This window comes from Nakamurella sp. GG22 (assembly GCF_052976845.2).
This window is the reverse complement of record NZ_JBRIIO020000007.1, coordinates 82,730-100,843: the sequence shown is the minus strand read 5'-3', so window position 1 is coordinate 100,843 and position 18,114 is coordinate 82,730. Positions and strand designations below refer to the sequence as shown.

20 protein-coding genes are annotated in these 18,114 nt (G+C 67.1%); 9 read left to right on the top strand and 11 right to left on the bottom strand.

What is annotated here, in order from left to right; all coding sequences use genetic code 11:
* Window positions 1–47 precede the first annotated feature (47 nt).
* The gene (locus ACVBEQ_RS09990) at window positions 48–992 is read left to right on the top strand and encodes a redoxin domain-containing protein (protein ID WP_447152979.1); all 945 of its coding nucleotides are present in this window, start codon (window positions 48–50) and stop codon (window positions 990–992) included.
* A 20-nt stretch (window positions 993–1,012) separates the two neighbouring features.
* Here the strand turns inward: ACVBEQ_RS09990 and ACVBEQ_RS09985 are convergent, their stop codons facing one another.
* Window positions 1,013–1,198, bottom strand: coding sequence for a hypothetical protein (locus ACVBEQ_RS09985; RefSeq protein WP_447152978.1), 186 nt, complete (start codon window positions 1,196–1,198; stop codon window positions 1,013–1,015).
* 50 nt (window positions 1,199–1,248) lie between these two features.
* On the opposite strand from ACVBEQ_RS09985, the gene ACVBEQ_RS09980 reads away from it, so the two are divergent.
* Complete coding sequence (locus ACVBEQ_RS09980; protein WP_447152977.1) at window positions 1,249–1,695, top strand: hypothetical protein; 447 nt, start codon at window positions 1,249–1,251, stop codon at window positions 1,693–1,695.
* A gap of 16 nt (window positions 1,696–1,711) precedes the next feature.
* Here ACVBEQ_RS09980 and ACVBEQ_RS09975 read toward each other — a convergent pair whose 3' ends face one another.
* From ACVBEQ_RS09975 to ACVBEQ_RS09955, 5 genes are all read right to left on the bottom strand, one after another.
* Window positions 1,712–2,155 (bottom strand): protein-tyrosine phosphatase family protein, encoded by a 444-nt coding sequence (locus ACVBEQ_RS09975; protein ID WP_447152976.1) that lies wholly within the window; start codon window positions 2,153–2,155, stop codon window positions 1,712–1,714.
* A gap of 145 nt (window positions 2,156–2,300) precedes the next feature.
* A complete protein-coding gene (locus tag ACVBEQ_RS09970; protein ID WP_447152975.1) occupies window positions 2,301–3,080 on the bottom strand; it encodes a hypothetical protein in 780 nt (259 codons plus the stop codon).
* Window positions 3,081–3,973: 893 nt separating this feature from the next.
* A complete protein-coding gene (locus ACVBEQ_RS09965; RefSeq protein ID WP_447152974.1) occupies window positions 3,974–5,128 on the bottom strand; it encodes a protein kinase domain-containing protein in 1,155 nt (384 codons plus the stop codon).
* Complete coding sequence (locus ACVBEQ_RS09960) at window positions 5,128–6,339, bottom strand: hypothetical protein (protein WP_447152973.1); 1,212 nt, start codon at window positions 6,337–6,339, stop codon at window positions 5,128–5,130. The genes ACVBEQ_RS09965 and ACVBEQ_RS09960 overlap by 1 nt, the downstream gene beginning before the upstream one ends.
* A 68-nt stretch (window positions 6,340–6,407) precedes the next feature.
* Window positions 6,408–7,202: a vWA domain-containing protein gene (locus ACVBEQ_RS09955; RefSeq protein ID WP_447152972.1), complete on the bottom strand. Its 795-nt coding sequence runs from the start codon at window positions 7,200–7,202 to the stop codon at window positions 6,408–6,410.
* A 317-nt stretch (window positions 7,203–7,519) separates the two neighbouring features.
* Between ACVBEQ_RS09955 and ACVBEQ_RS09950 the strand changes: the two genes are divergently transcribed.
* The 3 genes from ACVBEQ_RS09950 (at window position 7,520) to ACVBEQ_RS09940 (ending at window position 9,429) form a co-directional block, all read left to right on the top strand.
* Window positions 7,520–8,434, top strand: coding sequence for a serine hydrolase domain-containing protein (locus ACVBEQ_RS09950; protein ID WP_447152971.1), 915 nt, complete (start codon window positions 7,520–7,522; stop codon window positions 8,432–8,434).
* Window positions 8,431–8,850, top strand: a complete 420-nt coding sequence (locus tag ACVBEQ_RS09945) for a VOC family protein (RefSeq protein ID WP_447152970.1) — start codon at window positions 8,431–8,433, stop codon at window positions 8,848–8,850. Before ACVBEQ_RS09950 ends, ACVBEQ_RS09945 begins: the two co-directional genes overlap by 4 nt.
* Before the next feature lie 183 nt (window positions 8,851–9,033).
* Complete coding sequence (locus ACVBEQ_RS09940; protein ID WP_447152969.1) at window positions 9,034–9,429, top strand: SHOCT domain-containing protein; 396 nt, start codon at window positions 9,034–9,036, stop codon at window positions 9,427–9,429.
* Here the strand turns inward: ACVBEQ_RS09940 and ACVBEQ_RS09935 are convergent.
* A complete protein-coding gene (locus ACVBEQ_RS09935) occupies window positions 9,401–10,474 on the bottom strand; it encodes a LacI family DNA-binding transcriptional regulator (RefSeq protein ID WP_447152968.1) in 1,074 nt (357 codons plus the stop codon). The two genes, ACVBEQ_RS09940 and ACVBEQ_RS09935, sit on opposite strands and share 29 nt — an antisense overlap.
* A gap of 266 nt (window positions 10,475–10,740) precedes the next feature.
* Here ACVBEQ_RS09935 and ACVBEQ_RS09930 point away from each other — a divergent pair, with 266 nt between their 5' ends.
* Together ACVBEQ_RS09930 and ACVBEQ_RS09925 are read left to right on the top strand one after the other, a co-directional pair.
* Window positions 10,741–11,769, top strand: coding sequence for a Gfo/Idh/MocA family oxidoreductase (locus ACVBEQ_RS09930; RefSeq protein WP_447152967.1), 1,029 nt, complete (start codon window positions 10,741–10,743; stop codon window positions 11,767–11,769).
* Window positions 11,770–11,795: 26 nt separating this feature from the next.
* Complete coding sequence (locus tag ACVBEQ_RS09925; RefSeq protein ID WP_447153084.1) at window positions 11,796–12,569, top strand: TIM barrel protein; 774 nt, start codon at window positions 11,796–11,798, stop codon at window positions 12,567–12,569.
* A 31-nt stretch (window positions 12,570–12,600) separates the two neighbouring features.
* On the opposite strand, the gene ACVBEQ_RS09920 is transcribed toward ACVBEQ_RS09925, so the two are convergent.
* The 4 genes from ACVBEQ_RS09920 to ACVBEQ_RS09905 form a co-directional block, all read right to left on the bottom strand.
* Complete coding sequence (locus ACVBEQ_RS09920) at window positions 12,601–13,251, bottom strand: class I SAM-dependent methyltransferase (protein ID WP_447152966.1); 651 nt, start codon at window positions 13,249–13,251, stop codon at window positions 12,601–12,603.
* A 44-nt stretch (window positions 13,252–13,295) separates the two neighbouring features.
* The gene (locus ACVBEQ_RS09915) at window positions 13,296–14,207 is read right to left on the bottom strand and encodes an alpha/beta fold hydrolase (RefSeq protein ID WP_447152965.1); all 912 of its coding nucleotides are present in this window, start codon (window positions 14,205–14,207) and stop codon (window positions 13,296–13,298) included.
* Between the two features lie 381 nt (window positions 14,208–14,588).
* Window positions 14,589–15,740, bottom strand: a complete 1,152-nt coding sequence (locus ACVBEQ_RS09910; protein ID WP_447152964.1) for an NAD(P)/FAD-dependent oxidoreductase — start codon at window positions 15,738–15,740, stop codon at window positions 14,589–14,591.
* Entirely contained in the window at window positions 15,737–16,039 is a 303-nt protein-coding gene (locus ACVBEQ_RS09905; RefSeq protein WP_447152941.1) for an FAD-dependent oxidoreductase, read from the bottom strand. Before ACVBEQ_RS09905 ends, ACVBEQ_RS09910 begins: the two co-directional genes overlap by 4 nt.
* Before the next feature lie 215 nt (window positions 16,040–16,254).
* Here ACVBEQ_RS09905 and ACVBEQ_RS09900 point away from each other — a divergent pair, with 215 nt between their 5' ends.
* Together ACVBEQ_RS09900 and ACVBEQ_RS09895 are read left to right on the top strand one after the other, a co-directional pair.
* A complete protein-coding gene (locus ACVBEQ_RS09900; RefSeq protein ID WP_447152963.1) occupies window positions 16,255–17,523 on the top strand; it encodes an FAD-dependent oxidoreductase in 1,269 nt (422 codons plus the stop codon).
* A 196-nt stretch (window positions 17,524–17,719) separates the two neighbouring features.
* Window positions 17,720–18,088, top strand: a complete 369-nt coding sequence (locus tag ACVBEQ_RS09895) for a VOC family protein (protein WP_447152962.1) — start codon at window positions 17,720–17,722, stop codon at window positions 18,086–18,088.
* Window positions 18,089–18,114: the final 26 nt, after the last annotated feature.

The window sequence follows — 18,114 nt, the reverse complement described above, 5'->3', positions numbered from 1 at the left end:
AAATAGCCGGCCGGTCGAGCGCCGGTCGGACACCGTGGAGGCCCGTGGTGTTCGGTCGTAGGAAGTTGCCGTCGCTCGACGGTGCGACCGGATGGTTGAATTCGTCGCCGCTGGACGCCGCCGGGTTGCGCGGCAGGGTGGTGCTGGTCAATTTCTGGACCCTGACGTGCATCAACTGGCTGCGCACGTTGCCGTATGTCCGCGCCTGGTCCGATGCCTACCGCGACGACGGTCTCGTCGTGATCGGTGTCCACACGCCGGAGTTCTCCTTCGAGCACGACATCGAACTGGTGCGACGGGCGTCGCAGGACCGGGTGATCGACTACCCGGTCGCGATCGACAACGACTACGCCGTCTGGCGGGCGTTCGACAACCACTACTGGCCCGCGCTCTACTTCGTCGACACCGACGCCGTCATCCGCGATCAGCATTTCGGCGAAGGACGGTACGAGGAGTCCGAAAGGATGATCCAACGGCTGCTCGGCATCGCCCGCGCACCGGTGGCGGTCGACGGGGTCGGCGTCGAGGCGGAAGCCGATTGGCAGCATTTGCGAAGCCCTGAAACCTATCTCGGCTACGGCCGGGGCGAGCGTTTGGCGTCGGCGGGCGGAGCCGTCTTCGACGAGCCGTTCACCGCCGCGATGCCCGACGACCTTGAGGTGAACCATTGGGCGCTCGATGGGGAGTGGGTGATCGCGCGCGAGAAGGTCACGCTGACCCGACCCCGCGGGAGCATCGCGTACCGCTTCGACGCGCGGGACGTGCATCTGGTACTCGAAGGGTCCGGCGAGCCGATCCCGTTCCAGGTGCTGCTGGACGGGCAACCTCCCGGGGCCGCGCACGGCATCGATGTCGACGGGGACGGCAATGGCGTGTTGCTGGAGGGTCGGCTGTACCAGCTGATCCGCGTACCGCACGAGGCCCGCGAACGCACCGTGCAGGTGACGTTCGACCGGCCCGGGGCTCGCGGCTACGTGTTCACCTTTGGATAGGACGCCCCGTGCCGTCAGGTTCAGGCACGGCGGGGGAGCAGGCGAATGGTCACGTCCTGCGCCTCCGGGCCGACGACGGTGCCGACGACGGTGCCGACGATGGTGCCGACGATGGCCGGGCCGTCGCTGTCGTACTTTGCGTGATGAGCGGCGTCGATGTCGGCCCTTGAATCACCTGCCTGTCCACCGCCCGGGCCGAGGCGCACACTGGATGGGGCAGCAGACGCTGCGGAATGGTGTCACCAGGAGGATTGCCATGGCGAACAACGACCCGTTCGGATTCGACCCCGAGGACCTCGATCGCATCTTCCCGGGGGCCGGCGAGCAGCTCCGGGGTCTACTCGGCCAGTTCGGCAAGATGTTTGACGGGTCTGGTGGAGGCGCCGGGCTCCCGGCCTTCTTCGCCGAGGCCGCCCGCCGCCCGGCCTCCGCGCCGGAGCGCACGACCACTGGCGACACCGGCGACGGTGTCTGGGCGATCTATTCCCTGGACGGTCGCGGCGGGGCGCAGGTCGAGCAGGTCTACGCGACCGAACTCGACGCCCTGCGGGCGAACAAGCACAACACCGACAGCAGCCGGCGAGTGAGGTTCCTGCCGTACGGGATCGCGATCAGCGTGCTGGACGAACCGACAGTCATCTCCGACGCGGAGATCTCCGATGCCGAGATGCCCGACGGCAAGGATTCCGACAGCCCCGAATGAGCGGTTCTGTCGCTGATCAGGTGGTAGCTCGATCCGCGAAGTGGCTGACGAACCATCGCTGCCATGGAGTTTCGATGGCGCGTGCGTCATACCGGCCCCGGATGAAGGTCACCGCCTCCTGAGGCGGCACACCGTCGAGAACCGCCACGCAGGCGAGCGCCGTGCCGGTCCGTCCATGCCCGCCCATGCAGGCGATCTCCACCCGCTCACCCGCTGCGCGGTTCCAGGCCTTTCGCAGCGCATCCCGTGCATCCCGCTGATCCACGGGAATCCAGAAATCAGGCCAGCGCACCCAGCGCATCTCCCACTCCACGGGTGCCGGACGTCTGCCGAGCAGGTGGACAGCAAAATCGGGAACCTGGTCGAGGGGAGAGGACCGGCGCAGTCCGCGTCCGCGAATCAGCCGGCCCGATGGCAGCAGCACCGTCCCTGGCGTCGCCGGATCCCAGGCCGTCTGCATGACACTCCACTATGCCGCGACGCACCATGCCGCCACGCACTCGGCCACCGACGCGCTATGCCGCCGACGCACCCTGCCGCCGACGCACCATGCCGCGAAGCCGGGCGGCAGGAGCACTCCCTGCCGCCCGGCGCCCCCGGTGCGGTCAGCTGTCGGTGCCGCCTGCGCGTCGGCGTCCGAGGAACAACGCCACCCCGCTGACAAGTGCCAATCCGCCGATGGTGATCAGGGCGATGTTCTCCACCCCGGCCGTCGACCCACCACCGGTCTCGACACCGCCGGCCGGCATGTCGCCCATCTGCGACACGGCGAGCACCCCGCAGAGAGCAGGGTCGGTGGCCTCGGTGGGCAATGACGGGTCCAGCTCTGACTTCTTGTCGCCGCTGTACTTGCCATCGCCGTCGTAGTCGACGCCGTGGATGACGACCACTGCCTCGCCGCTCATCACATCCGTCGCCACAGCTTCGGTGACCGAGATCGAGCCGCGCTCGTATTGGATCGTCCCGCCCGGTGCGGTGTCGAAGCGATCGACGGCCAGCGCCGAATTGGGCGAGGTGTCTCCGGTCTTCGTCAGGGACACGACGATCTCCCCGTATGCCGGGCCACCCTCGGTGGTGTTCAGATGGCCGTCACCGTCGGTGTCGTCACTGGAACTGGGGCACTCGTGCCGAGCGTCGGCGCCGAAGTGGATATGCGCCGCGTGTGGCTGGTCGGCCAACAAACCGGTCGCGCCCATGTCCACGGTGAGCATCGTGTCCTCGATGGTGACCATTGCGGTTCCACTCCCTGCGACCCCGTTTCCCGCCACCGGCTGCAGATCCGCCTGCACGGTTCCAGTTGCCGCTGCGGCCGGTACCGCGAACACCACCAGCGCTGCCGCGCCCAGCGCCGCGCTCTTCGCTGCTCTGCGATACGTCGTTCTCATTCGATCTCCCCTGGCCGACCCGCGGCGGCGCTGATACGACGCCATCGAGTTGAGTTCGTGCAACTGATCCCTGCGGAAACGCGATTCGCTGCCCCACTCCGATCGCCGGAGGAGGAGGAATTGGTTCTGACTCAGGACGACGACAAGCCGGATCTGGCCGGGTTCACCCGACCATCATTTCTGGTTCACCCGCGACGGCGATTCTCGACCTCTCGCCGAGGTCGCTCGACGTCCCTGGTTTCGGCAAAACCCAAATGGATGGCGGCGGGCACCATCTCAGTGCCCCCGACCCGGCATTGTCGGCTCGCTGAAGATACAACAGGCTCCGGCGCGTCGATCCTCTTCTGAGCCAGTCTCACCCGATCGTTGCAGGTGAGCTCCCGGGAACCCCCGACTCTGCACCGCCATTTACCTGCAGTAAGTACCCGGTAGGCCTTGGCGGGTATTGTCACCCGGCACTCACCCGTGTGCGTGATTTTCACAACTGGCCGTGCCGTTCGGCTGACAAGACGGTCAATCACGTTACGCGGCCGAGAGCCTGATGGTGCGGGAATCATCTTTTTCCCTTTGGCCCCGGTCAGCCCTGGGGTGCGATCCTCACCAGGAGGATCTCTTCGGCCCGACGGTGAAGAGGCAGCCGCCTGGAAATGGCAGGACGTCGACACTGTTCTCGTACTCTTCCCATTCCTCCTCGGCGACGGGCTCACGATTGATCGCTCGCCGTACCGGCTCAGGGACGGGTGCAGGAGGATGCGGTGGTGGAACGGGCGCCGACACTCTGGCCCGCGCGACCGTCGCCACAGTCGAACGGCGGGTCAGGCTCGCACCGCAGGCGCTGCAGGTTCGGCCTCCCTGATTGACGGTTTCGCACACTCCGCAGCGCCACATGGCGTTCACCGGGATCGACGCTCCTCTAGCTTGCTGAGGAGTGTGCCGACCAATCCGCCCAGCCTGCCTGCGGCCCTGCTGTCCGTCGCGGGAGCCGGGACATCTGCGTCACGGACCGGAACGGGCGACGCAGTGATGGGGGTGGCCGGCGACGTCCCGCCGGTGCTCGCTCGGCGACCGATACCGGTGAGGCGCAGGCCCTTTCCGCGGAGCGCACTCGCAGCGCCGGGCGGGCCAGTCGCTGGGGGTGGCCTCAACGGCGCCGCCGTGGTCGGGACGCCACTGCGCCATTCCATCAGCGTGGAATGCACACGTTCGACGGTGGGTCGTGCGGTCGGATCAGCGAGAAGCATCTGCGCAACCAGTCGCGCTATCGGTTCCGGGGCCGCTGCCGGCGGAAGCGTGAGCGTCGCTCCGTTCAGCACCGCGATCGCTGCCCCACGGTAGGTAGGATCGAACGCCGGTGGTGCACCGATGAGGTATTCGGCATAGATCAGACCCAAGGCGAAAACGTCGGAGGCCTCGGTCAATGCTGTTCCGTCGGCGTCGCCCTGGATGTATCGGACGAGTTCGGGTGAGTAGTAGTTCATCGTGCCGACGATCTCGTCAGGTGGTGGTGGACTCCCGACGATGTAGGAATTGTCGAAATCGATCAACTTGGTGGTGTACCCGAATTCCGTCGCCTTGATGAGGACGTTGCTCGGCTTCAGGTCGCTGTGCACGATGTCGAGGTCGTGCAGGATCCGGAGGCTGTGTGCAACTGTCTTCAGAAGGACGAGTTTCACCGGAAAGTCCAGGCGGGCAACGGATGCGGTATCCAGGCCGGCGGGGTCGATCTTCTCTGTGACCTTGTAGTATTTCGCGCCCTCCCGGAAGAAATCAAGCGTCGCCACGAGATTGCCCCCGTAACGGGTGATCGGAGCGAGTGCGGCCTGGATCCCGCGGTGATGCGCCTCGAATGCGGCGCACCGTGCGCGTTTCCGGGCCTTGGTGGTTGCACTGCCCGGAGCCGCGTCATCCGGGTATGTCGGACTCAGAAATCGCTTGAGGAAGAATTCCCGGCCGTCCCGGGCGGCGAATGTCCACTCGCTCAAGCCTGCGCCGACGACCCTGAAATCCTCGAGCAGGGTGTATCCGCCGATGGTGTCTCCGGTCCTCATCAGGAGTCCTTCCCGGCTCGGTCAACGGCCGGCGTTGTGTCGACGGCTGGCGTTGTGTCGACGGCGAGGTAGTGCTCGTAATCGGGCCGGTACGCGGCCCACAGTTCGGCGCTGTGCTTGACCTGCCGCTCCCTCAGGTCGTTCAGTCGCTGCTCGAGATCGGCGACGTCGGCGTCGAATCGGTCCAGCGGGGTTACCCACTTTTCGGCCACGAGGGCTGTGCGATCAGCGAACATCGACTGAAACCCTTGGTGGTCGGTACCGATGCCGAGCAGGGCCATCGAGGCGTCGTCCCCGCTGATCGCCGAGATCCGCGCCTGCAGCAACCGGGACCATGTGTCCGGATCCGGCGCGTCGCGCAACGTCGACAGCAGAAGCCACTCAAAATGCATCGGCGTCGGGAGGTAACCGAAACAGCCGTCGGTGGCTGCGACGACGACGAACGGAGCGCTCAGCGCAAGGTCACCGTGATGGACCGCGAAGGCAGTGTCGGCCGACATCGCATTGCTGATCGTCGAGTCCTGGCGGAGGTTTGCCATGGCGTCGCCCTGGTCCTTGATGTCATCGGTCGTCAACTGAGCGATGCCGCGTTCGGGACTCATCATGTAGATCCGGGAATCGCCGGCCCAGAACAGCCGGCATTCCCAGAGATCTGTGCTCCCGGAGCTCCGCACCGCTGCGATCGCCATCGTGGTGGGCAGCGCCCGCAACAGTTTCGACCGCAACTTGCTGCGTGGCGCGTGCAGTTCTGCCAATCGGGTGCGCAGGGCCGCCTCGATACTGTCGTGGAGGTCCGATGCGACTGTCGGTCCGTCCAGATGCCCATTGCCCGCCAGCAGCTCCAGCATTCGCTGAGCAACGCTTTCCCGCGCGGTGCGAGACCCGAGATAGGCGCCGGTGCGCGCACCCTCCGCCGTGTCGTACGAAGTACCGCCCGCGCCGCCCATACCGTCGAAGACTCCGACCAGGCCCAGGTCTCGAGCCTCGTACAGAATCGGGTCGGCATCCTCGCCCTCGCCGGCGATCTTGCCCAGGTTGAAGCTGAACGCAACACGTTCAGCCGGATTGCCGGGAATCGACCACGGCGAGGCCACGGTTGGTCGAGACTCGGCAGCGCTCGTGGCGCTCGTGGCGCTCGTAGCGCTCGCGGCGCTCGCAGTCTCGTCGGCGGGCTCGAGGTCGACGAGCCGACCCAGTGGCGCGTCCGTCACCACCGGCGGCTCGAGTGTCCCGTCGCTGTTCGCAGGGACGACCGATTCGGCCGGAGGAAAGCCGGCACTCACACCGAGTTGCCGATGGAGTCGATGATGGTTCCGTAGTCGACGTCGGACAGGCCCCCGCCCGCTTGTGACGGGTGGTGAACCACGTTCTCCCAACTCGCGGAGATGTCGCTCCACCCAGGTCCGTCCGGCGCGAACAGGATGAGCCGTTTGCTGCTGGCACCCAGCGGTCCCTGCGGGTCCTCCCACAGGTCGGTGAGGGCGCTGAAGTTGGTGGGCACCGAGCTGGCCAGGCCCGCGGGTAGGACCGCAAAGTTCAGCGGGTGGGCAGGCTGGTCGGTCCACACGACGATGACCTGCCGGCGCCGGTCCCCGCGCGACGTCCACGGCGAGTTGATGGCCAGCGCGACGGCTTCCAATCCGGATTCCGGTGCGTCGCCGCCCCCTTCCGGGATCAGGCTGTCGACGAAGGCGCTGAATATCGTCCGCTCATCCGGGAGCTGGAAGAACGACGACTCCTGCAGCGCCGATTCGGGATCGGCGGCGAAGTCGCGGAACGCGATGATCCGAACCCGGAGCTCGTCGACATTCTTGCCCTTTTCGGTCAGGTTGGCCTGGACGTCGTCGTAGAACCGCAATGCGTTGGCCTTCACGGCATCCAGGATCGGCGTCATGCTGCCGGTCACATCGATGCAGAACACGATATCGACCGCATAGCTGAGGCTCCTGGCTGCCGGCGCGGTGGCGGCCGGTGTCCCGGATGAACCGTTTGCGACTTCCTGTGCGGATGTAATCGTCGCGTCACCCCCGTCCGTCACCGTCGCGGGGGTGGCCGGGCTGGCATCGTTCGGCATCGAATCTCCACATTCTTGTGCGTTGTACGGCGATTGGACGGGCAGCAGACAGTCCGGACAGCAGGCAGTTTCGGGTCGACATCGGGACGCACATTCGAGGTCGCGGTGCTGCGATGTCGTCGAGGGACATGTACCCCGGTGGGAGGGGTGCAAGCAGACGGGCCGGGGGTGACCACGTCGGCGCCCGGTCGAGCGGTCCCGCCGCTTCGTGTGGTTAGGGTCGGACGCCCCTCTCCCCGGTGTCGTCCTCCCGCCCGATACTGACGTCTCCGCCGGAGCATCCGGGCTGCCCAACCGAAACGAGACGAGAGGAACCGATGAGCACCGATCTGCTGGCCGACTTCGTTCGTTCGAACGAGACCGATGCCCTGGGTGTGTACGGGATCGAGGCGCAGCCGGCGAAGGGGTCGTCGCTGGTGCACCGGATGCGTTCCGATGACCGGGTCAACCTGTACTCGGTGTCCAAGGGATTCACCGCCGTCGCACTGGGCCTGGCCGAGGCAGAGGGTCGGCTCACGCTGGAAGACCGGCTCCTCGACCATTTCCCGGAGCTGCGTCCGCTGGCCGCCGACGGGTTCGAGCGGGTCACCCTGCACCAGCTGCTCACGATGACCAGTGGAACCAGCCATGCCTGGTTCGCCGACCAGCCCGTCCTTGCACCTGACTTGCTGACCGAGATCGTCGCGGCACCGTTGGTCGCCGAACCGGGCACCCGCTTCACCTACACGGGGTCGGGACCGTACGCGGTCGGCCGGGTGATCGTCCGGGCCACCGGCGCCAACCTGCGCGATTACCTGCTCCCCAGGCTGTTCACCCCGCTGGGGTTGCCGCATCCGGCCTGGCACACCTGCCCGCTGGGCTATCCGCTGGCCGAGAGTGACCTGTTCCTGCGCACCGGTGAATTGGCCCGCTTCGCGTTGCTCTTGCTGCGGGAGGGCCGCTGGACCGACGGCCGGCAGCTGATCCCGGCCGCGTACGTCCGGCGGATGAGCACCGACACCGTCGACTGCTCCACGGGGCCGGCCCAATCGTCGGGTGAACCGGATGATCGCCGGTACGGCCTCGGTGTGTGGCTGCAGCGGGACGGTCGTTACCAGTTGCACGGCCGGTACGGTCAGTTCGTCATCATCGACCCGGGACGGGGCGCCGCGGTCACCTGCACCGCGCACACCGAACGCGAGGACGCGCTGATGGACGCGCTGCACAATCTGGTCCTGGACCGGCTGGGATGAGCGGCAGGGGAGACGGGGAGAGACCGGTGAACATCGACCTGATGGCAATCGTCGTCCATGAGTACGACCCGGCGATCGAGTTCTTTGTCGGAGTTCTCGATTTCGAACTGGTCGAGGATTCGCCGGCGACGACCAACAAAGGGCGGGCCAAACGATGGGTGGTCGTCCGTCCGCCGCATTCGGCCACGGGCATTCTGCTTGCCAAGGCGGACGGCGCGGAACAGGCGTCGGTTGTCGGCCGGCAGGTGGCAGACAGGGTCGGATTCTTCCTCCGAGTGGACGACTTCGACGTTGCCTACCGGAAGATGGCGACGGCGGGCGTCGAATTCCTGGGCGAGCCACGGTCCGAGCAGTACGGCCGGGTCGTTGTCTTCCGTGACATAGCAGGCAACAAGTGGGATCTCCTCGGGGCCTGACCGACGGCACCGATGGACGTCACTCGGCGGCCATCATGGTTCGCCCGCTCACGGTTTCCGGGCCGGCCGCAACGCACCGTCCGGATCGCAACCTAATGCCCACCTGTGGTGGCATAGTTCCAGCCGATGCACATGACAAGCCGCGGATCCGCGGACCACTGTCCTGCCATGAAAGGCTGACCGATGTTCGACGACAACGGATCGTTCCTCCTGGCGCTGTTCGAATTCTTCCTGTTCTTCGCCTGGTTCATGTGCCTGTTCTGGATTTTCGGCGACATCTTCCGCAGCAAGGACATGGGCGGTGGGGCCAAGACCTTCTGGGTGCTCTTCGTCATCATCGTTCCCTGGCTCGGCATCCTGGTATACCTGATCGCGCGCGGAAGTGGCATGCACGAGCGACAACTGGAGCAGGCGAAGGATATTCAGCGAGCGCAGGCGGACTACATCAAGTCCGTCGCGGTCGGCTCCTCGACAAATCCGACCGACCAGATTGTGTCGGCCAAGAGCCTGCTGGACAGCGGGACGATCACGCAGGCAGAGTTCGATCACATCAAAGCGAAGGCCCTCGCCGCCGCATAGCCACCCGGCCGGGCGGAGCTGGGTTCCCACTGCGCGGCGGGGCAGTGGTGGACCTGATGACGAGTTGCGGTGTGACCACCTGGTCGCGGCGGTCGATCGGTCGGTTGTCGAGGCGGTCGATCGCTCGCTGGACGGCGAGTTGGGCGAGCTGCCGAGGGTTCTGCCCGACGGTCGTCAGGTCGATGTAGGAGATTCGCGCGAGCCTGCTGTCGTCGTAGCCGATGACCGAGATGTCCTGCGGCACCCTCATTCCGTCGCGATTCAGCGCCCCGATGACGCCGATGGCGCAGCGGTCGTTGAAGGCGATGACCGCGGTGGGCGGTGCTCCGGTGGCCAGCAAGTGGTCGACCGCGGTGACGCCGTCCTCCTCGCCGGGACCGGCCGGGACGATCCGCACGCCGTCGGCGGGCAGGTGTTCGGCGACAGCCGCGTTCAGCGCATGAAGGCGCTCGGGGGCTCCGGGGGTGCTACCGCCATCCAGGTAGGCAATGCGCCGGTGACCGAGCTCCACCAGGTGACCGACGGCTGCGTTCATACCCGAGTGATCATCGGTGCGGACGGTGTCGACCGATCCGGATCGGACGGTGCGAGCAACGGTCACGACCGGGAGCTTGGCCGCCAAGGCAGCCAACGCCCGGGTGGCCGACCGGGGCCCGAGAAGGATGACCGCCTCACAGCGATCATCGAGAAGTGCGTCGATCGCCCGGGCCTCGGGCCGCGTGGGTCCGATGGCGCTGAGGACCACCTCGTAGCCCGCCGGTTCGGCGACGGCGTAGATGCCGCCGATGAGGTCTCCATGAAAGGCCTGCTCGACCTCGAAGGTCACGCCCAGCAACCTGCTTCGCTGCTGCCGCAACAGGCGGGCGCGCTGGTCAGGGCGATAGCCGAGCTCGTCGGCGACCTTTCGTACCCGCTCCCGGGTGACGGCGCTGGCCCCAGGCACATCGCGCATCACGATGGACACCAACGGCACCGATACCCCCGCCGCAGCAGCGACATCTGCAAGCGTTGGGCGCTTGGCGCGCGGACCTCGCGGGTTGTGCACTGGTTGCCTCCTCCCCGGCCGGCGGTCGGCATGCTAGAACGTTGCAGACGATATCACTGCGCATGTCTTGACAAAGTGATTCCAGGAGATCTAACTTAGCGCGATATAGAACGTTCTATGCCAATGAGTTCATGTGGGTCGGCCGGCGATCACTCCAGGCGGTCGGCACCGGCCGCTCACAGCGACCGACGTTCTATGTGGCGGTGCCGGAAACCGCAGCGGCACCTGGCCGTGGCAGTTCTGATCGCAATCAAGGAGGAAACAGCATGTCCGAAATCAACCAGGGCCCGCTCCGCGTGGCGTTGATCGGCTCCGGTCGGATGGGTTCGTTCCACGGTGAGACCCTGGCCCGCAGGTTGCCCGGTGTGGCGCTCGCCGCGGTCGCGGATCCCGCGCCTGGCGCTGCGGAAAGGCTTGCCTCCTCGCTGGGGGCGCCGAAGTTCTTCACCGATCCCGCCGGTGTCTTCGCCGATAAGGGAATCGATGCGGTTGTCATCGCCGCGCCTGCCCGTTTCCATGCCGATCTGGTGGTGGCGGCCGCAGCCGCCGGCAAGTCGGTGTTCTGCGAGAAGCCGATGGCCCTGACGCTGCCTGACGCCGATAGGGCGATCAAGGCCGCCCGCGGGGCGGGCGTGGTCCTGCAGGTGGGCTTCAATCGTCGCTTCGCCCCCGACTGGATGGCCGCGCGAGGATTGCTCGACGACGGCCGCCTGGGTTCCCCGCGGTTGCTGCGGTCGGTCACCCGAGATCCGGGCGGGTTCGACCCGGCCCGGGTGGCGCCGAACACGATCTTCCTCGAGACGCTGATCCACGACTTCGACGCGCTGCGGTTCCTGAACCCCGGCGCCAATGCGGTCGAGGTGTTCGCCACCGCAACGGCTCTGGTCGAACCGGAGTGGAAGGACCGCGGCCTGCTGGACACCGCAGTGGTGACGGTGCGTTTCGACAACGGCGCGATCGGCACGGCTGAAGCCTGCTTCGAGGCGGCCTACGGGTACGACGTCCGCGGGGAGGTCTTCGGCTCCGGGGGCATGGCGACCATGGGCGGTGGACGGCGGACCGGAATGGTGTTCTCCGCTGCTGCTGGGGAGCTGGCCGAGACGGTCCGCAGCGATCAAGAGTTGCTGTCCGGTGCCTACACCGCAGAGCTGGCAGCCTTCACGGAGACCGTTCGCACCCGAGGCGTGGCGTTGGTCGACGGCGATGATGCACTCGCTGCACTGGAGATCGCGCTGGCCGCGGCCGCGTCGGTGGAGTCGGGACTGCCGGTCTCGGTCGCGGAGTTGGCGCGGTGACCTACCGACTCGCGGTGTCCGCCGAGATGGTGTTCCTCGACCTCCCGATCATCGAGCGCATAGGCCGTATCGACGAGCTCGGCTTCGAGGTGGAGATCTGGGATTGGACGAAGAAGGACATCAACGCCCTGGCCGATACCGGCGCGACGTTCTCCTCGATGACCGGCTATGTGACCGGCACCCTGGCCGACGCGGACGGCGCGGCGGAACTCCTCCGCACAGCGCAGCGATCACTGGAGGTTGCGGAGCGGCTGAACTGCCCGCGACTCAACGTGCATGGCACGGGCCTTGACGACAAAGGCCTGCCGGTCATTTCCAGCGCTGTCGTCTCCCCGACGATGTGGTTGACCGCGGCGCGCACGCTGACCCGGCTGGCCGAGCTCGGCGAACGGGCCGGCAAAGTGTTCACCCTGGAGAATCTGAACACCGCGGTCGATCACCCCGGCACCCCGTTCGCCAGGGCAGCGGACACGCTCGCCCTGGTCGAGGCCGTCGACAGTCCTCACCTGCGAATGAATCTTGACCTGTACCACGCACAGATCGGCGAGGGGAATCTCATCGAACTCGTCGAGCGCTGCCTGCCCGTGGTGGGTGAGATCCAGGTCGCCGATGTCCCCGGACGGTGCGAACCAGGGACGGGTGAGATCAGCTATCCCGCGATAGCCGTCGCACTCGACCGACTGGGCTACGACGGAGTAGTCGGTCTCGAGGCATTTGCCTCCGGAGATTCCCTGCTGGCGCTGGACCGCTTCCGCCGGGCTTTCGCGGTCCCGTCGCCGGACAGCGCGACTCGCCTCTGATCCCGCTCCGCCAGGTGTCAGCTGCCAGGTGTCAGGTGCCGGGGGTGTGCCCGTAGGCGAGGTAGCCGGTGCCCGCTCCGAGTTGCCGGACCGTGAGGTTCGGGACGTGGTCGGCGAGCAGCCGCCAGGGCTCCTCGAAGCCGGTGAAATCGGTGATGAAGGGTGCGTGGAGGTCCGCCACCCAGGCGCGCAACGGCCACAGCCAGGGGGCGGGCCATTTGCCGCCGATCGCCGCGACTGCCGCGCCCGGGCGGAGGTGCCCGAAGACGTTGGCGATGGCTGCCGGTGACTGCATGATGTCGTGGACGGCGCAGAACAGTGCGGCGTCCGCGGTGCCGTTGATGACCGCTTCGTCGACCGGTGCTGTGACGAGATCGACGTTCTGCCAACCATTGTCGGCGATCCTGTCGGCAGCGAGGGCCAGCATGTCGGGGGAGGCGTCGATGCCGATGATGCGGCCTGCGGGTCCGACCTTCTGTTGCAGCCCGGGCAGGCACAGGCCGGTTCCGCAGCCGACGTCCAGGACGGTGGCGCCCTGCTCGACGGGCAGGTGGGCGATGAGCTGCTCGCGCCAGTGGTGAAAAATCCGGGTGCGTTGGTCGTAACGGCCGGCGTGTGCGCGGTAGGCCTGGGACGCCGTCCTGCGGTCGACCGCGGCATCGGCGTGTTGGGCAACGCTCATGTCATCTCCAGGTGCGGTTGCCGGTACCAGGCCGGCGTGTGACGTCATGCGCCGGCCGGGGTGGTGCGCGCCTCGGCCTCGCTGAGGAATCGGAGCATGTGGTGCGCAACGGATTTCGGATCGTCGGAGATCGGGACGTGGTTGAGCCCGGGAAGGTAGATCAGCTTCGCACCGGGAATGAAGCTGACGTACCGGGAGATCTGCGGGGCCATCAACGGGTCTGCCGTGCCCTGCAGGAACAACGCCGGCTGAGTGATGGTGTCGAGGTGGGTGGGCATGTCGAACAGCGACGCCCAGTTGGTGGCGTCGTAGGCCGGTGCATCGGCGAAATCGGCGAGCAGTTGCTTCGCGTCGGCGGGGCCGATCTGCCACGGCAGGCTCCGGGTGCCGGCCAGGAACAACGACCGGCCGGCCGGGAACCAACCGTCGACCGGCGCGAGGGCCATCGCGACGCCGCGGCCGGCGAGCATCGCGACGAACCCCTGAACGCGTTCCAGTGGGGTGCCGAGCCCATCAGGAGCGATCGCGATCACGGACCGGACGCGGCCCGAATCGGCCAGCTGGATCGCGACCCGGGCGCCGAGGGAGTATCCGGCGACGTGAAAGCTGCCGACCCCGAGGTCATCAAGCGTTCGTTCGACGGCCCTGGCAAGGTTCACCGCGGTCGGAGAGATGGTGCTGGGGAGCGCGGGGGAGCGCCCGAAACCCGGCAAATCGATGGCGATGACGTCGTATTCCTCGGCCAGTGCGTCGAGCACCGGTCGCCAGCCGATGTGGGATTCGCCCAGCCCGTGCAGCAACACCAGGGGTTCACCGGTCCCGACCCGGTGGACGTGCAGGCTCGGGGCCAGGTCAGGCGTGGCGGCTGGTCCGCGCGTGGCGGCGGATCCGATTTTTGTCGCACGAATGGCAGTTGTTGCAAGGGTGGCAGTGGGTGTTCTGGTGGCCGCGCTCATAGAGGTCCTCCGGTTGTCGGGCAAAGCCGCCGATTCGAGGACTCGACAAGCCCGGAAGTAGGGGCGCGTCAAGCAAGTCGATGTGCAGGCGGACGCCCACAGGCGGGTGAAAAAGCAACGACGCCGGACCGGCAGCTGTAGCTGCCGACATCGGCGTCGTCATTGGAGAGGGTGGTGATTGCCTCGCAAGTACTGTTAGCAGGTTAGCAGTTCGTGTTGCTAACAGCGCTAACGCGAGGTGTGGCGTGGTCGGCCGACGCGAGGGTTTGACGGGACCGACGCAGGGAATGCGGCCTGCGGGTGACGGGGACGACACGTCGTTGTTGTCGCCATACGAGAATCCAGTAGCCGCCCGCCCGCTCAGGCATCACTGGAACCTGATCAGGTGTTGATCATGGGAAGCAGGTCGCCGTACCCGACCCCGGCGAGTGCTGCTATGTCCTCGGGCTCCACGGCCGGTCGTGGGGAGGCTGCCAGTTGGTCGCGGAAGGCCTCCGAGGCGTCGGCGCGGGCGCCGGGGCCGTCCAGACGATAGCGAGGCGGCAGCATCGGCCCGAACAGCAGTGGCTCGGCGAGGTCAGGACGTCCCCGCACGTCCGGCGCCACTCCCGCCGCTTCGGCCAGCGTCAGTGCCAGGACGTTGTGTGAGTCGACGGCGGGCGGAGGCGAGTCAACGCCGGCATTCGCTGCCCGCTCGTCCAGCGCCGGACCGTCCCCTGACCATGCCCCGACGATCCACCGGGCCTGCAGTTCGAGCAGAGGGAAGTACGGCCCCTGCAGGGCGAACTGTCCGACAACGCCGAAGTGCGGCAGGGCCGGATGCATCGTGCGGTGGTGCAGCCTCAGGTCGGGTCCGAGGACCGACCAGACATCCGGGGACAGGTAGGGGATGTCGAGGCGGTAGCCGGTTGCGCAGACAATTGCGTCGACGGGTTCGACCCTGCCGTCTGCAAAGGTCACCTGATTCCCTCGCGCCTCCACAATGGCGGGCCGGCAGAGGATTGTCCCGGCTTGTACCTGGCCGAGATAGTCCTGGCACAGCGAATGTCCGGCGACAAAAAAATCCGCGCTCGGCCCGGGAGCGCCGAAGTCGGCAGGATCTCCGGCGACGCGTAGCACCCGTTCCCGCAGCAGGGATCCGTAACTGGACGGTGGCATGGCAGCGCGCCGCAGCGCCCCGATGTGGGTGTACCACTGCCAGTCCGACGACACTCCTGCCACGTTCTTCTGCAGGACGTAACGCGGTTTGCGATACGCGGAGACAACATCCGTGACGGTCGCGATGTCGGAGGCGATCTCATGTCCGCTCACGCCGTTGCCGTAGACGAGCACTCGCCGATCGCGGAAATGATCGGCACCGGGATAATCGAAGGCGTGCAACAGCTCGCCGGTGAAGCCGTCCAGGCCGACCGGTAGCACCGGAGCGCGGAACCGCCCGGATGCGACGATCACCGCATCGAACGGCTCGCCGTCCACCCACCAGGTCGGCCGGATGTCGCCGACCTGGGTATTGAATCGGATGCGGTCGGTCACCCCGAAAGCGTCGGAGTAGGCGCGCGGATAATCGTGGATCTGTTCGGCGGCGGGATGCAGATCGAGTGAAGGTGCTGGGGGTAATCGGAAAAGGCGGTCATTGCCCGGCTGGTATTCGTGCGCATGCCCGGCCAGATGCCGCTGTGCGCTGCGGCAGTATTCCACTGCCCGCCCAGTTGATCGGACGCCTCGAACACGCTCACCTCGAAACCGGCCTCGATGGCGTGCTTCGCCGACACCAAACCACCCGGGCCGGCACCGATCACGGCCACCCGGGCCGCCCGGCTGAGCGTCTGCACCCCGGCCCCTCTCGATCAGCCGGGACGTGTGGTCGGCGGCACGCGCCGCTCACAATCCCGATCAGCTCCCGCAAGAATCGTCGGTCGGGACCGGGTTGGCCACCTGGCGCGGACGGTGGCCGGGGGCCGACCGGGCGCACAGTGACCCGCTCGAGCACGCGATCGCGGCCGGGCGTCACCATTGCTACCCGGAAGCTCGATGGCACTCTGGACCGATGGGACCTGGGCCGGACGTGCTGGTGGTGGGCGCAGGGATGGCCGGACTTGTCTGCGCCACAGAACTGGCAGCCCGCGGGCTGGAGGTACGGGTCCTGGAACGAGCCGATCACGTTGGCGGCCGCATCCGCACCGACTGCATCGACGGATTCCGCTGCGACGCCGGATTCCAGCTGCTCAATCCGGCTTACCCCCAGGTCAAGCGCATGATCGACATTGCTGCTCTGGAACTGCAACAGTTCGGGGCAGGTGTCCGCGTCGATGTGGGTGAGCGCTGGGTGGTGTTGGCCGACCCGCGTCGCGCCCCTCGCCTGCTGCCGGCGACGCTGCGGAGCGGACTGGTGGATCTGCGGGACATCGTGGGGTTGCTGCGGTGGGCGACCGGCTCGGTGATCGCACCGCAACGCAGCCTCCGCGTGGGTGACCAGTCACTCTCGGCAGCCTGGGACGCAGTCGGTGTCACCGGGAAATTGCGCCGGGAGGTCCTCGAACCATTCCTCTCCGGCGTCCTCGCCGACGATCCGGGTCAGGCATCGGCCAATTTCGTCCGCCTGCTCATCCGGTCCTTCCTGCTGGGCACACCGGGTCTGCCGCGCGCCGGAATGCAGGCACTTCCCGAACAACTGGCCGGCCGATTGCGCACCCCGGTGGAGACAGCGACCGAGGTCCTCGGGGTCGGTCCGGGTCCGGTGGTGCGCACCGATGACGGCACCGTGCGGGCTCGGGTGGTCGTCGTGGCCACCGACCTGCCGTCCGCCGTCGCGATGAACCTGACCCCGGCACGGATCTCCGGGAGCTTGACCACCTGGTGGTTCGCGACTCCCGGAGATGGCGCACCAACCGGGATCCCGCACGATCGGCTGCTGTGCGTCGACGGCCGCGGCGGTCCGGTGGCGAACACCGCAGTCGTGTCGGCGGCCGCGCCCAGCTATGCCCCACCCGGCCGAGGCCTCGTCCAACTCACGGCGCTGACCGCCGCCGGCGTCACGGATCGCCAAGCTCTCGCCGAGGCCGGCCGCCTCTGGCGAACCGCGACCACGGAGTGGGAACTCCTTGTCAGACACGACATCTCGAACGCCCTACCGTTGACGAGACCGCCCCTTCAATTGCGCCGTGACGTCGATCTGGGCGACGGTATCTACCTGTGTGGCGACCACCAGGACACGCCCTCTATCCAGGGCGCCATGGCGTCTGGCCACCGCACGGCCAACGCGGTGGGCCGATTTCTCAACTCCGGGAACAGTGCGCGCCGGGGGCGGGAGCCCTGAGTGGTCTGTCTGGTGGTGGTGGCCGAGATGGCGACCCAGCGGCCGTCTTCGGTGCGGTGAGCGTTGTTGGTGGAGCGATTGCGGTGTCGGCCGGAGACGATGCCGACCTGGTGGTGGGCGATTTGCCCGGGTCCGGCGATCCCGACGTTTCTTACCCGATCGTCAAGCCGGCGCGGACCCACTTTACGATCTGCGCATGCCCCTGATCAGGCCCGTGGTCAATGTCTTCTACTTTGTCGCGGACCTGCCGGCAGGCATCGACTGGTACCGCGACCTGCTCAACACCGAGCCCGTCGAAACCCGTTCACAGCTGGCCATGTTCGAGGTGGGGACCGCCCGGCTGACCGTGCACGTCGCCGACGAATTCAACAGCGCGGCGCGCACCGCGGGGTCCGTCGCGTACTGGGATGTCGACGACGTGGACGGGGTCGTCGCGCACTGCGTCCAACGCGGTGGGGTGGCACACCGAGGACCGAAGACGATCTTCAGCGGTGAGCGGTTGTGCCAGGTGCTCGACCCGTTCGGGAACCTGATCGGCTTTCGGCAATCCCCCTCAGCCGGCTGAGAGGTGCGGGACGTGCGGCGCGCGCG